General features: G+C 72.5%; 14 protein-coding genes and 1 pseudogene. 12 read left to right on the forward strand and 3 right to left on the reverse strand.

Annotation, left to right across the window (positions count from 1 at the left end):
- The 4 genes and pseudogenes from ACH4U7_RS50795 to ACH4U7_RS50810 form a co-directional block, all read left to right on the forward strand.
- Positions 1–149: pseudogene (locus ACH4U7_RS50795) on the forward strand (4-hydroxy-3-methylbut-2-en-1-yl diphosphate synthase); the annotation flags it as partial.
- Positions 150–301: 152 nt separating this feature from the next.
- Entirely contained in the window at positions 302–1,147 is an 846-nt protein-coding gene (locus ACH4U7_RS50800; RefSeq protein WP_398534561.1) for a GNAT family N-acetyltransferase, read from the forward strand.
- 25 nt (positions 1,148–1,172) lie between these two features.
- Positions 1,173–1,739 carry a GNAT family N-acetyltransferase gene (locus ACH4U7_RS50805; RefSeq protein WP_398534562.1) on the forward strand — a complete coding sequence of 189 codons (567 nt, stop codon included), beginning with the start codon at positions 1,173–1,175 and terminating at the stop codon, positions 1,737–1,739.
- 106 nt (positions 1,740–1,845) lie between these two features.
- Positions 1,846–3,552, forward strand: a complete 1,707-nt coding sequence (locus tag ACH4U7_RS50810; RefSeq protein ID WP_398534563.1) for a proline--tRNA ligase — start codon at positions 1,846–1,848, stop codon at positions 3,550–3,552.
- A 94-nt stretch (positions 3,553–3,646) separates the two neighbouring features.
- Here ACH4U7_RS50810 and ACH4U7_RS50815 read toward each other — a convergent pair whose 3' ends face one another.
- From ACH4U7_RS50815 to ACH4U7_RS50825, 3 genes are all read right to left on the reverse strand, one after another.
- The gene (locus ACH4U7_RS50815; RefSeq protein ID WP_398534564.1) at positions 3,647–4,591 is read right to left on the reverse strand and encodes an aminoglycoside phosphotransferase family protein; all 945 of its coding nucleotides are present in this window, start codon (positions 4,589–4,591) and stop codon (positions 3,647–3,649) included.
- Positions 4,592–4,709: 118 nt separating this feature from the next.
- On the reverse strand, positions 4,710–5,222 hold the full coding sequence (locus ACH4U7_RS50820) for a ferritin-like domain-containing protein (protein WP_398534565.1): 513 nt from the start codon (positions 5,220–5,222) through the stop codon (positions 4,710–4,712).
- Positions 5,223–5,279: 57 nt separating this feature from the next.
- Complete coding sequence (locus tag ACH4U7_RS50825) at positions 5,280–5,843, reverse strand: hypothetical protein (RefSeq protein ID WP_398534566.1); 564 nt, start codon at positions 5,841–5,843, stop codon at positions 5,280–5,282.
- A 272-nt stretch (positions 5,844–6,115) separates the two neighbouring features.
- On the opposite strand from ACH4U7_RS50825, the gene rimP reads away from it, so the two are divergent.
- The 8 genes from rimP (at position 6,116) to ACH4U7_RS50865 (ending at position 14,566) form a co-directional block, all read left to right on the forward strand.
- Entirely contained in the window at positions 6,116–6,658 is a 543-nt protein-coding gene (gene rimP, locus ACH4U7_RS50830; protein WP_398534567.1) for a ribosome maturation factor RimP, read from the forward strand.
- A 2-nt stretch (positions 6,659–6,660) separates the two neighbouring features.
- Entirely contained in the window at positions 6,661–7,653 is a 993-nt protein-coding gene (nusA, locus tag ACH4U7_RS50835; protein WP_089510706.1) for a transcription termination factor NusA, read from the forward strand.
- A gap of 97 nt (positions 7,654–7,750) precedes the next feature.
- On the forward strand, positions 7,751–8,041 hold the full coding sequence (locus tag ACH4U7_RS50840) for a YlxR family protein (RefSeq protein WP_063647535.1): 291 nt from the start codon (positions 7,751–7,753) through the stop codon (positions 8,039–8,041).
- A gap of 166 nt (positions 8,042–8,207) precedes the next feature.
- Entirely contained in the window at positions 8,208–11,333 is a 3,126-nt protein-coding gene (infB, locus tag ACH4U7_RS50845) for a translation initiation factor IF-2 (RefSeq protein ID WP_398534568.1), read from the forward strand.
- Between the two features lie 122 nt (positions 11,334–11,455).
- Positions 11,456–11,752, forward strand: coding sequence for a DUF503 domain-containing protein (locus ACH4U7_RS50850; RefSeq protein ID WP_089510703.1), 297 nt, complete (start codon positions 11,456–11,458; stop codon positions 11,750–11,752).
- 71 nt (positions 11,753–11,823) lie between these two features.
- On the forward strand, positions 11,824–12,366 hold the full coding sequence (gene rbfA / locus ACH4U7_RS50855) for a 30S ribosome-binding factor RbfA (protein ID WP_398534569.1): 543 nt from the start codon (positions 11,824–11,826) through the stop codon (positions 12,364–12,366).
- Positions 12,363–13,277: a tRNA pseudouridine(55) synthase TruB gene (gene truB / locus ACH4U7_RS50860; protein ID WP_398534570.1), complete on the forward strand. Its 915-nt coding sequence runs from the start codon at positions 12,363–12,365 to the stop codon at positions 13,275–13,277. The genes rbfA and truB overlap by 4 nt, the downstream gene beginning before the upstream one ends.
- Before the next feature lie 305 nt (positions 13,278–13,582).
- Complete coding sequence (locus ACH4U7_RS50865; RefSeq protein ID WP_385629122.1) at positions 13,583–14,566, forward strand: bifunctional riboflavin kinase/FAD synthetase; 984 nt, start codon at positions 13,583–13,585, stop codon at positions 14,564–14,566.
- Positions 14,567–14,680: the final 114 nt, after the last annotated feature.

Raw genomic sequence — 14,680 nt, forward strand, 5'->3', positions numbered from 1 at the left:
GCCAGATCTTCGTCAAGGGCGAGGTGATCAAGACCGTGCCCGAGTCGAAGATCGTGGAGACCCTGATCGACGAGGCCATGAAGATCGCCGAGCAGATGGAGAAGGACGGCATCGCCTCCGGAGAGCCCGAGGTCTCCGTCACCGGCTGACGCCACCCCGCGCCCGCGGCTGCGCCGCCCGCACCCGACCGGACCACGGCCCGGTCGGTGAACGCGGGCGGTGGCCTGGGCGACCCCCGAGGTACAGTGCGGAGAATCGAATCTTCTGGCCCTCGGCCGCAACCGGTGAGGCATACCGACACGTGCTGACGACGTCCATCACCAGGGTGCTCGAGCCCCACGAGCTCGACGAGGCCCTTGCGGTCCTCGACCGCGACCCGGTCTCCAACGCCTTCGTCGCCGCCCGCGTCCAGGTCGCCGGCCTGGACCCCTGGCGGCTCGGCGGCGAGATGTGGGGCTGGTACACCGGTGGCCGGCTGGAATCGCTCTGCTACGCCGGAGCCAACCTCGTCCCCATCTGCGCCACCCGCGAGGCCGTACGCGGCTTCGCCGAGCGCGCCCGCCGGGCCGGCCGCCGCTGCTCCTCCATCGTCGGCCCCGCCGACACCACCACCGAACTCTGGTCGCTGCTCGAGCCCAGCTGGGGCCCGGCCCGCGAGGTCCGCGCCCACCAGCCGCTCATGGCCACCACCACCATGCCCGCCGGTATCGCGCCCGACCCGCTCGTCCGCCGCGTCCGCAAGGACGAAATGGACGTGATCATGCCCGCCTGCGTGGCCATGTTCACCGAAGAGGTCGGTGTCTCGCCGCTCGCCGGCGACGGCGGGCTGCTCTACCAGGCCCGGGTCGCCGAACTCGTCAGCCACGGGCGATCCTTCGCCCGCATCGAGAACGGCCGGGTCGTCTTCAAGGCCGAGATCGGCGCCGCCACCCGCCACGCCTGCCAGATCCAGGGCGTCTGGGTCGCCCCCGAATACCGCGGCCGCGGGCTGTCCGAGACCGGTATGGCCGCCGTCCTGCACTACGCGCTGAACGAGGTCGCGCCCGTCGTCAGCCTCTACGTCAACGACTTCAACACCGCCGCCCGCGCCGCCTACCGCCGCGTCGGCTTCCGGGAGGTCGGCGCCTTCATGAGTGTGCTGTTCTGATCGACGGCCCAGTAGGGTGCCGCCCATGCTGCATCAACCAGGCGAGGGGCCACCGGACCCGCAGGGCGTCGTCGTGGGGCCGCTCGACCTCGCCGCGCGCGTGGACGAGGCCCTTGCCGTGCAGGCGATCGCCTTCGGGCTCACCGACGAGGAGGCCGGAGTACGGCGCCACATCGTGCTGCGCCACCTCACCAGCCCGGGCGCCCGCGCGCTGGGCGCCACCACCCCCGCCGGACGGCTCGTCGGCTTCGTCTACGGCATGCCCAACGACCGCACGCACTGGTGGTCCACCGTCGTCGAGCCGTATCTGCGCGACACCGGCCACGAGGACTGGCTGGACGACTCCTTCGTCATCACCGAACTGCATGTCCACCCCGACTACCAGCAGCACGGCATCGGCCGGTCACTGATCACCACCATCACCGACGGAGCGGACCAGCCGCGCTCCATCCTCTCCGCGATCGACGCCGACAGCCCCGCCCGCCACCTCTACCGCGCCCTCGGCTACCACGACCTCGCCCGCCCCGTGCTCTTCCCGAGCGCGCCGACCCCGTACGCGGTCATGGGCGCCCCGCTCCCGCTGCGCCGCTGATTCCCCGTAGCCTTCCCCCGGTACGCCTTCCCCTGGTTCATTTCCCGGTGGGTGGCGGCAGCGGTTAATCTCCTGGACATCCCATCTCGTACGCAGGAGAAGAACCATGGCCCAGGCCCACGTCCAGCGCATGTCCAGGTTGATGTTGAAGACGCTGCGCGAGGACCCGGCCGATGCCGAGACCGCCAGCCACAAGCTGCTCGTCCGCGCCGGCTATGTACGCCGCACCTCCGCGGGCATCTGGACCTGGCTGCCCATCGGCAAGAAGGTCCTGGAGAACGTGGCGCGGATCGTCCGCGAGGAGATGGACGCCATCGGTGCCCAGGAGGTCCTGCTGCCCGCCCTGCTGCCCCGTGAGCCGTACGAGGCCAGCGGCCGCTGGGACGAGTACGGCGACCTGCTGTTCCGGATCAAGGACCGCAAGGGCGCCGACTACCTCCTCGGCCCGACCCACGAGGAGATCTTCACCCAGACGGTCAAGGACCAGTGCACGTCCTACAAGGACCTGCCCGTGATCCTCTACCAGATCCAGACCAAGTACCGGGACGAGGCCCGCCCGCGCTCCGGCGTGCTGCGCGGCCGCGAGTTCCAGATGAAGGACTCGTACTCCTTCGACACCACCGACGAGGGCCTGGCCGAGTCCTACCGGCTGCACCGCGAGGCCTACCAGCGGATCTTCGAACGCCTCGGCCTCGACTACCGCATCGTCTCCGCGATCTCCGGCGCCATGGGCGGCTCCGCCTCCGAGGAGTTCCTGGCCCCGGCCGCGGCCGGCGAGGACACCTTCGTGGACTGCCCGAACTGCGACTACGCGGCCAACACCGAGGCCGTCACCCTCGCCCTCACCCCCGTCGAGGGCGCCGAGCACGGCCCGGTCGAGGAACTGGACACCCCCGACACCCCCACCATCGACACCCTCGCCGAGCACCTGAACATCCCGGCCTCCGCCACCCTGAAGAACCTCCTCGTCAAGGTCGACGGCGAGATCACCGCGGTGGGCGTCCCCGGCGACCGCGAGGTGGACCTCGGCAAGCTCGCCGAACACCTCGCCCCCGCCGAGGTCGAGGTCGTCACCGCCGAGGACTTCGCCGACCGCCCCGACCTGGTCCGCGGCTACATCGGCCCGCAGGGCCTGGCCGGGAAGTCCTTCCGCTACCTCGCCGACCCGCGCGTCGCGCCCGGCACCGCCTGGGTGACCGGCGCCAACAAGCCCGGCAAGCACGCGCGCAACGTCGTCTGCGGCCGGGACTTCGAGGTCGACCAGTACCTCGACGTCGTCGTGGTCAGGCCCGGCGACCCCTGCCCCCGCTGCGGCGCCGGTATCGAGCTCGACCGGGCCATCGAGATCGGCCACATCTTCCAGCTCGGCCGGAAGTACGCCGACACCTTCCAGCTCGATGTGCTCGGCCAGAACGGCAAGCCGGTCCGGGTCACCATGGGCTCCTACGGGATCGGCGTCTCGCGCGCCGTGGCCGCGCTCGCCGAGCAGACCCACGACGAGTCCGGGCTGTGCTGGCCTCGCGAGGTCGCCCCGGCCGACGTCCACATCGTCGCGGCGGGCAAGGCGCTCCAGACCGAGCTGGCCCTGGAGCTCGCGGACAAGCTGGGGACGGCGGGCGTCCGCGTCATGGTCGACGACCGGGCCGGCATCTCCCCGGGCGTGAAGTTCACCGACGCCGAGCTGATCGGCGTGCCCACGATCCTGGTCGTCGGCCGTGGCGCGAAGGACGGCGTGGTGGAACTCAAGGACCGCCGCACGGGCGAGCGCGAGGAGCTGCCGGTCGACGAGGCGCTGTCCCGCCTCACCGTCTGACAGGCTTCAGAGGCCCGGCGCTCCTTCCGTGCCCTGGCCGCTCCGCGGAGCGGCCAGGGCACGGGGAGGGACGCGGGAGGGGCGCCGGGCGGGCCTACAACCAGCCCGCGAACTCCAGCAGCAGCTCGCCCCGCCGCCGGTCGCCGACCGCGGCGTGCCGCAGCCCGGCCTCGACCGCGCGGAACAGCGTCCAGCCCCGCAGCCGGTCCCGGTCGACGTCCAGTGAGTCCGCCAGCTTCGCGACGCGGCGCCGCGCGGCCGCGGCGGGCCCCGAACCGGCCGCCAGGTCCTCGAAGCGGTCGAGCACCAGCTGCGCCAGGTCGTACGCCCGCTCGCCGACGAGCGGCGCGGGCCCCACGGCCAGCCACGGGGCGCGCTCCCCGGCCAGCACCTTGCCCTGGCGGAAGTCGCCGTGCAGCAGGAGGTGTTCCGGCGCCTGCCCGGACAGCTCCTCGCGCAGCACCAGCGCCTCGTCGACGAGTGGCCGCGCGTCCACCGCCCAGGTCCCGGCGGCGATCAGCAGCAGCGTTTCGACCCCCTTGCCGGTCCGGGCCGCGACCGAGTCGAAGGGGTGCCCCTCGGCAGGCGGCACCCACAGCCGGCGCACCGTGCCCGCCGCCTCCAGCAGCGCCTTGGCCTCGGGGAGCGAGCGCAGCGACACCGCGCTCCGCAGCCGCTCCAGCAGCAGCGCCCCGCTCTCGGGGTCGTCGCGCAGCAGGTGCACCGCGCCCCAGCCGTTCCAGTGCGCGAGCGCCGCCCGCTCATGCCCCGCGTACGGGCCCGGCGCCGGGAACTTGAGCGTCGCGGGCGTGCCGTCGGCCTGCCGTACGAGCACGATGAGGCTGCTCCGGCCGCCCGGGCTCGGCACCCGCTCGAGCGTCAACTCCCAGGCCCGCAGCTGGTGCGCGACCAGCTCGGGCAGCTTGGCCAGCCAGACGCGGGCCGGGCTCTCGGGGTCGTCGCTCAGCGAGTCCAGCAGCCGCTGCGGCAGGGTGATGGGGGCCGCCTCAGGGCCTCCGGGCTGCGGTGCCGATGCCATCGCCGAGCTGTCCCCTTTTCATCTGCATTGTGCGCGGTTACGTCCGCAGCTCACCGGCTTCCGTACGGGCTCGGTCGAGACTGCCGACAGACCATGATCCAACAGCCGCGGCCGACCGTCACAACTCGCCCGCGGACGCGCTCGCCGAGGGCACCCCCAGCGTCGGGCCTGGCACGGCGGCGCGTTCGGTGAGCCCAGGGAAGGCTACGCCGCTGCCCCGCCAGCGCACCGCGCGGACCGCCGCCTCGCGCAGCGCCCCGGCCGCCTCGCGGCGCAGGGCGCCGTCGGCGGCCCGCACCAGATCGGCGTAGACGGCGGCCACCCGGTTCTCCAGCTCCGCGGCGAGCCGCACCGCGGCCGCGGCGTCCGGCACCGCGAACGGCAGCGCGTAAGCGGGCGCCGCGCCCTCCGGCGTCCCACCCAGATCGCGCACCGTACGCGCGAGCGCGTCCCGCCGCGCCCGATGCGCGGCGTACCCGTCCCGGGCCTCCTGCAGCCGGTCGTCACCGATCCGCCCGCCGACCACGCCGTACCCGTAGACCGCGGCATGCTCGGCGGCCAGCGCCGCCTGCGTGGCCTTGAGCGCCATGGCGCGCTCCTCGCGACGCACGCGAGCCGTCGAGGCGGTCATCTCAGTCCCCTTCCGCGGCGCCCGGCGCCGCCGTTCGGTAGTTGTCGGGCGGCGGGGTCATGAGTTGCCCGATGTGAGCAGGTACGCGTGGGCGGCGCCGCAGGCGGCGATCGAGGCCAGGAGGCGGGCGAGCTCGGGTGGGGCGTCGCGGAGCGCGGCGGTGCGGGTGTCGGCGGTGTGGCGTTCGGCGCGGGCGAGCGCGGCCAGGGCCTTCTTCTCGTCCTTCGGGACATCCGGGACACGCGTCGCGCTCGCGGAAGCGGACGGGGAAGCGGAAGCGGAAGGCGAAGCGGAGGAGGGCGAGGCGGAGGAGGGCGAGGCGGACGCGGATGCGGGCGAGCGGAAGGCCTCCAGGTGGCGGGCCGTCTCCTCGCGCAGTGGCCGCAGCCGGTCCGCCAGCTTCGGATGCGCGTCGGCGGTCGCGTCGTAGCGCGCCAGAAGCGCGGCGGAGTCGCGCGCGCCCCGGGTGCGCAGCCGCTCCTCGCCCGCCCGGGCGCCGGCCGCGTCGGGCCGGGATCCGGAGTCGTCGGAGCAGCCGGCCAGCAGCGCCGTGGCCCCGATCGCACCGCCGGCCAGCAGGAGATTCCGCCGGCCCGGGGACGGAGACGGGGACCGGGACACGGACGAGGACGAGGGGCGCGGCGGCGCGCCAAAGGACAGGGGCGCGCGGGCAGGGCGCGGGGGCGGTGGGGGAGTCGTGATCGGCACGTTCCTCTTTCCCGGCTGCGGCCACTCACGGCCGCCATTGGTGATCACAGCAGGCGAGCGTACCCTCGCGCGGGGCGACCGCCGGGCACCAGCCACCGAATCGTCAGTCGGCCGCCGGAACGGATAGGCTTTGACCTGACACGCGACCTTCCCACAACAGCACACGCGGCCGAGGAGTCACCCGGATGAGCACCACCCAGAGCGAGAGGCTGCGCGGACTGCTGGAACCGCTCGTCAGCGCGCGGGACCTGGATCTGGAAGAGGTCGAGGTGACGCCGGCCGGGAAGCGGCGCGTGCTCCGTATCGTGGTGGACTCCGACGACGGCGTGCAGCTGGACGCGTGTGCGGAGCTGAGCCGGGCGATCTCGCAGACGCTCGACGACACCGACGCGATGGGCCAGCACCCGTACGTTCTGGAAGTCACCTCTCCCGGCGCCGACCGGCCCCTGACCGAGCCGCGCCACTACCGCCGGGCCGCCGGCCGTCTGATCAAGGCGCGGCTGGCGGAGGGCGGCGAGCTGGTCGCGCGGATCACCGCGGTGGACGACGACGGGCTCGACGTGGAGGTGCCGGGCGTGAAGGGGCGCAGGCCCACCGCCCGACGGCTGGCCTTCAAGGAGATCTCCAAGGCACGCGTGGAGATCGAATTCAACCGTAAGCCCGCTGAGCCCGCCGAGACCGCCGAGAAGGCCGCGGGCGCGAGCGACGAGAGCAAGGAGGAGGCGTAGCCGTGGACATCGACATGAGTGCCCTGCGGGGTCTGGTTCGGGAGAAGGAGATCTCGTTCGACCTGCTGGTCGAGGCGATCGAGTCGGCCCTCCTCATCGCCTACCACCGCACGGAGGGCAGCCGCCGCCGGGCCCGTGTGGAGCTGGACCGGGCGACCGGCCATGTGACGGTGTGGGCCAGGGAGGACGCCGAGGACCTGGCGGAGGGCGAGGAGCCCAGGGAGTTCGACGACACCCCCTCCGGTTTCGGCCGGATCGCCGCGATGACCGCCAAGCAGGTCATCCTGCAGCGGCTGCGGGACGCCGAGGAGGAGATCACCTTCGGCGAGTACGCGGGGCGGGAGGGCGATGTCGTCACGGGCGTCGTCCAGCAGGGCAAGGACCCGAAGAACGTCCTGGTGGACATCGGCAGGCTCGAGGCGATCCTGCCGGTGCAGGAGCAGGTCCCGGGCGAGGACTACGCGCACGGCACCCGGCTGCGCTCGTATGTCGTGCGCGTCGTCAAGGGCGTGCGCGGCCCGTCCGTCACCCTGTCGCGCACCCACCCGAACCTGGTGAAGAAGCTCTTCGCGCTCGAGGTGCCGGAGATCGCGGACGGCTCCGTGGAGATCGCGGCGATCGCGCGCGAGGCGGGCCACCGCACCAAGATCGCCGTTCGTTCCACCCGTTCGGGCCTGAATGCCAAGGGCGCGTGCATCGGCCCGATGGGCGGCCGGGTCCGCAGCGTGATGGCCGAGCTGCACGGCGAGAAGATCGACATCGTGGACTGGTCCGACGACCCGGCGGAGCTGGTGGCGAACGCGCTGTCACCGGCCCGGGTGAGCAAGGTCGAGGTGGTGGACATGGCGGCGCGCTCCGCGCGCGTCACCGTGCCCGACTACCAGCTCTCCCTCGCGATCGGGAAGGAAGGGCAGAACGCTCGGCTGGCTGCCCGGCTGACGGGCTGGCGGATCGATATCCGGCCCGATACGGAACAGCCCGCCGAGCAAGGCTGATTCACCGGACGGCCGTCCGGGATTCAGCCGAAAACATCTGGCTGTTCGATCACATCCCCCAAGGGGTGCGGTCGGCTCAGGGAGGTAGACTTAACCAGTGTCTGGCCGCACGCGTGCTTGCGCATGCCCTGAGAGAACCTGTGTGGGATGCCGGGAGCGGGCGGCCAAGGACGATCTGCTGCGGATCGTGACGGCCGAGGGCGCGTGCGTCCCCGACCGGCGCGGTACGCTGCCCGGTCGGGGTGCTTATGTGCATCCCACACGGGTCTGCCTCGACCTGGCGGTCCGCCGCCGGGCTTTTCCCCGGGCCTTCAGGGGGCCGGGGCCGCTCGACACCACGGCGCTGCGCCGCTATGTCGAGCACGCCGAGCAGGCAGCGGCGCAGTAAGAAGCCGTAAGAAGTAAGAAGAACGGCACGGGTCACCGTGCGGTCAGGTACCTCGCGAGTCGGAAGTAGGTCGAGATTGCGATGAGCACTCGATGAGTACGCGATGAGTACGCCCATGAAGTAGCGACGGTCCGGCGGACGACCACCCCGGACCAGAAGGAGCGAAGTGGCTAAGGTCCGGGTATACGAGCTCGCCAAGGAGTTCGGAGTTGAGAGCAAGGTCGTCATGGCCAAGCTCCAAGAACTTGGCGAATTCGTCCGTTCGGCGTCTTCGACGATCGAAGCGCCGGTTGTTCGCAAGTTGACTGACGCTTTCCAGCAGGGCGGCTCCGGCCGGGCTGCTGGTAAGCCCTCGGCGCCGCGCAAGGCGGCGCCCGCCAAGCCGTCCGCGCCCACTCCGGCGTCGGCGGCACGTCCTGCTGCCCCCAAGCCCCCGACCCCCGGCCCCAAGCCGGTCGTGGCGGAGGGCCCCAAGAGCATGCCGTCGGCGCCCACTCCGGGCCCGCGGCCCACCCCCGGCGCCCCTGGTGCCCCTGGTGCACGGCCGACCCCCGGCCCCAAGCCGGCTCCGGCCCAGCCCGCGGCTCCGGCTCAGCCCGAGTTCACCGCCCCGCCGTCGCCGGCCCCGGCGGCCCCGCGGCCCACCGGCGCCAAGCCGGGTGGTCCGGGCAAGCCCGGCGGTGCCCCCGGCCCGCGCCCCGGCGCCCGTCCGGGTGGCCCGGGACAGGGTCGTGACCAGGGCCAGGGCGGCCGTCCCGGCGGCGCTCCGCGCCCCGGCGGCGAGCGCGCCCCGCGTCCGGGCGGTCCCCGTCCGGCCGGTCCGCGTCCGGGCAACAACCCCTTCACCTCCGGCGGCTCCACCGGTATGGCGCGCCCGCAGGCGCCCCGTCCCGGCGGCGCCCCGCGCCCCGGCGGCCAGGGCGGCGCCGGTCCGCGTCCGCAGGGCGGCCAGGGTGGCGGGCAGCGTCCTGCCGGAGGCCCTGGTGGCGGACACGGCGGTCCTCGTCCCACCCCGGGCGGGATGCCGCGTCCCCAGGGCGCGCAGGGTGGCGGTCCCCGTCCCGGCGGCGGCCCGCGCCCGAACCCGGGCATGATGCCGCAGCGTCCCGCCGCGGGCCCGCGTCCGGGCCCCGGTGGCGGCGGTCGCGGTCCCGGCGGCGCCGGTCGTCCCGGTGGCGGCGGCGGTCGTCCGGGCGGCGGCGGCTTCGCCGGCCGTCCCGGCGGCGGCGGTGGCGGCGGTGGCCGTCCCGGTTTCGCAGGCCGTCCGGGTGGTCCCGGCGGCGGCGGTGGTGGCGGCGGCTTCGGTGGCGGCGGTGGCCGTCCCGGCTTCGGCGGCCGTCCGGGTGGTCCCGGTGGCCGTGGTGGCACGCAGGGCGCCTTCGGCCGTCCCGGCGGTCCGGCGCGTCGTGGCCGTAAGTCGAAGCGGCAGCGTCGCCAGGAGTACGAGGCCATGCAGGCCCCGTCCATCGGCGGCGTGATGCTGCCGCGCGGCAACGGCCAGACGGTCCGGCTGTCGCGGGGTGCCTCGCTCACCGACTTCGCGGAGAAGATCAACGCCAACCCGGCGTCCCTGGTCCAGGTGATGTTCAACCTGGGCGAGATGGTCACCGCGACGCAGTCCGTGTCCGACGAGACGCTTCAGCTCCTCGCCGATGAGATGAACTACAACATCGAGATCGTCAGCCCGGAGGAGGAGGACCGCGAGCTTCTCGAGTCCTTCGACATCGAGTTCGGCGAGAACGAGGGCGGCGAGGAAGAGCTCGTCTCCCGTCCGCCGGTCGTGACCGTCATGGGTCACGTCGACCACGGTAAGACCCGACTGCTGGACGCGATCCGCAAGACGAACGTCATCGCGGGCGAGGCCGGCGGTATCACCCAGCACATCGGTGCCTACCAGGTCGCCACCGAGGTCAACGGCGAGGACCGGAGGATCACCTTCATTGACACCCCGGGTCACGAGGCGTTCACCGCCATGCGTGCCCGCGGTGCCAAGTCGACCGACATCGCGATCCTCGTGGTGGCGGCCAACGACGGTGTGATGCCCCAGACGGTCGAGGCGCTGAACCACGCCAAGGCGGCCGATGTGCCGATCGTGGTCGCGGTCAACAAGATCGATGTCGAGGGCGCGGACCCGACCAAGGTGCGCGGTCAGCTGACCGAGTACGGCCTGGTGGCCGAGGAGTACGGCGGCGACACCATGTTCGTCGACATCTCCGCCAAGCAGGGTCTGCACATCGACGACCTCCTGGAGGCCGTCATCCTCACCGCCGACGCCTCGCTCGACCTGCGGGCCAACCCCGTCCAGGACGCGCAGGGCATCGCGATCGAGGCGCACCTCGACCGTGGCCGCGGCGCCGTGGCCACCGTGCTGGTCCAGCGCGGCACCCTGCGGGTCGGCGACACGATGGTGGCCGGCGACGCGTACGGCCGCGTCCGGGCGATGCTCGACGACAACGGCAACGCGCTGGAGGAGGCAGGCCCCTCGACCCCGGTCCTGGTGCTCGGTCTCACCAACGTCCCCGGCGCGGGCGACAACTTCCTCGTCGTCGACGAGGACCGCACCGCCCGCCAGATCGCCGAGAAGCGCGCGGCGCGCGAGCGCAACGCGGCCTTCGCCAAGCGGACCCGCCGGGTCTCGCTGGAGGACCTGGACAAGGTGCTCAAGGCCGGCGAGGTGCAGCAGCTCAACCTCATCATCAAGGGCGACGCGTCCGGTTCGGTCGAGGCCCTGGAGTCCTCGCTGCTCCAGCTCGACGTCGGCGACGAGGTCGACCTGCGCGTGCTGCACCGCGGTGTGGGTGCGGTCACCGAGACCGACATCGACCTGGCGACCGGCTCCGACGCCATCGTCATCGGCTTCAACGTGCGCGCCGAGGGGCGTGCCACGCAGATGGCCGAGCGCGAGGGCGTGGACGTCCGCTACTACTCGATCATCTACCAGGTGATCGAGGAGATCGAGGCGGCCCTGAAGGGCATGCTGAAGCCGGAGTTCGAAGAGGTCGAGCTCGGTACGGCGGAGATCCGCGAGGTCTTCCGCTCGTCCAAGCTGGGCAACATCGCGGGTGTTCTCATCCGCTCCGGCGAGGTCAAGCGGAACACCAAGGCGCGCCTCCTCCGCGACGGCAAGGTCATCGCGGAGAACCTCAACATCGAGGGTCTGCGCCGCTTCAAGGACGACGTCACCGAGATTCGCGAAGGCTTCGAGGGCGGTATCAACCTCGGCAGCTACAACGACATCAAGGTCGACGACGTCATCGCCACCTACGAGATGCGCGAGAAGCCGCGCGGCTGACGCGCTGCTGCTCATCCGGGGCCGGTCGGCGGGTATTTCCGTCGATCGGCCCCGGCCATTGCGTGTACGGTTTCGAAGAGCCTGCACACCTAAGGCCCCACGGGTGGCTTGACCCGGACTGCATGTATGTAGGGACGCTGTCCTTCGACCTGCTCCTCGGCGACGTACGGTCGCTCAAGGAGAAACGCTCCGTCGTCCGCCCGATCGTCGCCGAACTGCACCGCCGCTACGCGGTGAGCGTGGCGGAGGTCGGAGACCAGGACCTCTACCGCAGGGTCGAGATCGGCCTCGCGGTGGTCTCGGGGGACGCGAGCCATCTGACGGACGTACTCGACCGCTGCGAGCGCTGGGTCGCCGCACGGCCCGAGGTGGAACTGCTGTCGGTGCGGCGCCGGTTCCACGGCAGCCACGATGAATAGCCGTGTGACTGCATGAACGCTGAGCGTCCCCGACCATCGATTGTCGAACCGAAGAAGAGAGAAGAAGACGCATGACCGACACCGCGCGGGCACGCAAGCTGGCTGACCGCATCCGGGTCGTGGTCGCGGAGACCCTGCAGCGGCGGATCAAGGACCCGCGGCTCGGCTACGTCACGATCACCGACACCCGGGTCACCGGTGACCTGCGGGAGGCGACCGTCTTCTACACGGTCTTCGGCGACGACGAGGAGCGGGCGGCCTCCGCGGCGGCTCTGGAGAGCGCCAAGGGCGTGCTGCGGTCCGAGGTCGGCCGGCAGACCGGGGTGCGCTTCACCCCGTCCCTGACGTTCGTCCCGGACGCGCTGCCGGACAACGCCCGGACGATCGACGACCTGCTCGCCAAGGCCAAGGCGGCGGACGCCCAGGTGCGCGAGGCGTCCTCGGGCGCCACGTACGCCGGTGACGCCGACCCGTACCGTAAGCCCGGGGAAGACTCCGAAGAGGCTGCGGAGGCTGTGGAGGCCGAGGAGGCCGAGGAGGCCGAGGAGGCCGCCGAGGGTCCTGGCGCCGCCGACGGCGCCCGCACCGATGGCAAGGGCTCCTCGGACGCATGACGCGCAAGGGACGGGCCGGCTCCACGGCCCCGGACGGCCTGGTGATCGTCGACAAGCCGGCCGGCTTCACCTCACACGACGTCGTGGCCAAGATGCGCCGCTTCGCCGGGACCCGGCGGGTCGGCCACGCCGGGACGCTGGACCCCATGGCCACGGGCGTGCTCGTGATCGGCGTGGAGAAGGCCACCCGGCTGCTCGGGCATCTGGCGCTGACCGAGAAGGGTTACTCGGCGACGATCCGGCTCGGCCAGACGACCGTCACGGATGACGCGGAGGGGGAGATCACCTCCTCCGCCGGCGTCACCGGGACGGCCCTGACCGCCGTCGAGGCCGGGATCGCCGCGCTGACCGGGGACATCATGCAGGTGCCCTCCAAGGTCAGCGCGATCAAGATCGACGGCAAGCGCTCCTACGCACGGGCGCGGGAGGGCGAGGACTTCGAGATCCCGGCGCGGCCGGTGACCGTGTCGTCCTTCACCCTCCACGCGCACCGCGAGGCCAAGGCGGAGGACAGCACCCCCGTCCTCGACCTGGACGTCACCGTGGTGTGCTCCTCGGGCACCTACATCCGGGCACTGGCCCGCGACCTGGGCGCCGGTCTTGGCGTCGGCGGCCATCTGACCGCGCTGCGGCGCACCAGGGTCGGTCCGTACGGGCTGGCCGCCGCCAGGACGCTGCCGCAGCTGGAGGAGTCCCTTCAGATCATGCCCATCGCCGAGGCCGCGGCCGCCGCCTTCCCGCGCTGGGACGTCGATGAGGACCGGGCCCGGCTGCTGGGCAACGGCGTACGGATCGGCATGCCGGCGCGGGAGGAGACCGGGCCGGTGGCGGTCTTCGGTCCGGAGGGGCGCTTTCTGGCCCTGGTGGAGGAGCACGAGGGCAAGGCGAAGAGCCTGGCCGTGTTCGCCTGAGGCTGCCTGTTGGGCCGCTCCGCACCGCGGGGCGGCCTTCGCCGTTCCGCGGTGCGTCGCGCCCCCCTTTACCCCCCTGGGGTCTCTGTCCACCCCAACGCCCGAATTCACCCCATCGAGCAGGCGCTCAGGAGGACTGGCGGGAGCGGACGGGGGCGCGTTCCGGTGTGTGGGCACCGCTGTCACCTGCACGGACGCCGGTCGGGCGGCTCGTCGTGCCGACCGATGCGAAGCGTACGCCGACGACATGGCAGTCTTAGACCTGCGAAGTGGACAGACATGAGTTCGGGCGAGGAGCGGGCACAGTGCAGCGCTGGCGTGGCTTGGAGGACATCCCCGAGGACTGGGGACGCAGCGTCGTCACCATCGGCTCCTATGACGGGGTGCACCGGGGACACCAGGTGATCATCAGCCGTACGGTGGCGCGCGCTCGTGAGCTGGGCGTACCGGCGGTCGTGGTGACCTTCGACCCGCACCCCAGCGAGGTTGTGCGGCCGGGCAGCCATCCGCCGCTGCTCGCCCCGCACCACCGGCGGGCCGAGCTGATGGCCGGTCTTGGCGTGGACGCGGTGCTGATCCTGCCGTTCACAGCGGAGTTCTCCCGGCTGTCGCCCGGCGACTTCGTGGTGAAGGTGCTGGTCGACAAGTTGCACGCGCGGGCCGTGGTGGAGGGCCCGAACTTCCGCTTCGGCCACAAGGCCGCCGGGAACGTCGCGTTTCTGCAGGAGCTCGGCACGACGTACGACTACGAGGTCGAGCTCGTCGACCTGTACCAGCGCGGGGCGGCGGGCGGCGGCGAGCCGTTCTCCTCCACCCTGGTGCGCCGGCTGGTCGCCGAGGGGGACGTCGCGGGCGCCATGGAGGTCCTGGGGCGGCCGCACCGCGTCGAGGGCGTGGTGGTGCGCGGCGCCCAGCGCGGGCGCGAGCTCGGCTTTCCGACGGCCAACCTGGAGACCCTGCCGCACACCGCGATCCCGGCCGACGGGGTGTACGCGGGCTGGCTGACCGCCCAGGGCGAGGCCATGCCGGCGGCGATCTCGGTCGGCACGAACCCGCAGTTCGACGGTACGGAGCGCACGGTCGAGGCGTACGCGATCGACCGCGTGGGCCTGGACCTGTACGGCCTGCACGTCGAGGTGGACTTCCTCGCCTATCTGCGCGGCCAGGAGACGTTCTCGTCCATCGAAGCCCTGCTCGAGCGCATGGCGGTCGATGTGAAGCGGGCCCGTGAGCTGGTCGAGGCCGCCGACTCTCCCGAGGCCGCCTTCCGGGTCGGCGACAGCCGCTGACGCTGCCTGCCCGGCGGCGGCCCAGGCGGCAACCGGACGACGAAGACGAAGACGCCGGACGAGCTGGATCCATCCAGCCCGTCCGGCGTCTTCGTACCTGCCTCGCCGACGCCG

Source organism: Streptomyces sp. NPDC020845 (assembly GCF_044334165.1).
Lineage (GTDB): Bacteria > Actinomycetota > Actinomycetes > Streptomycetales > Streptomycetaceae > Streptomyces.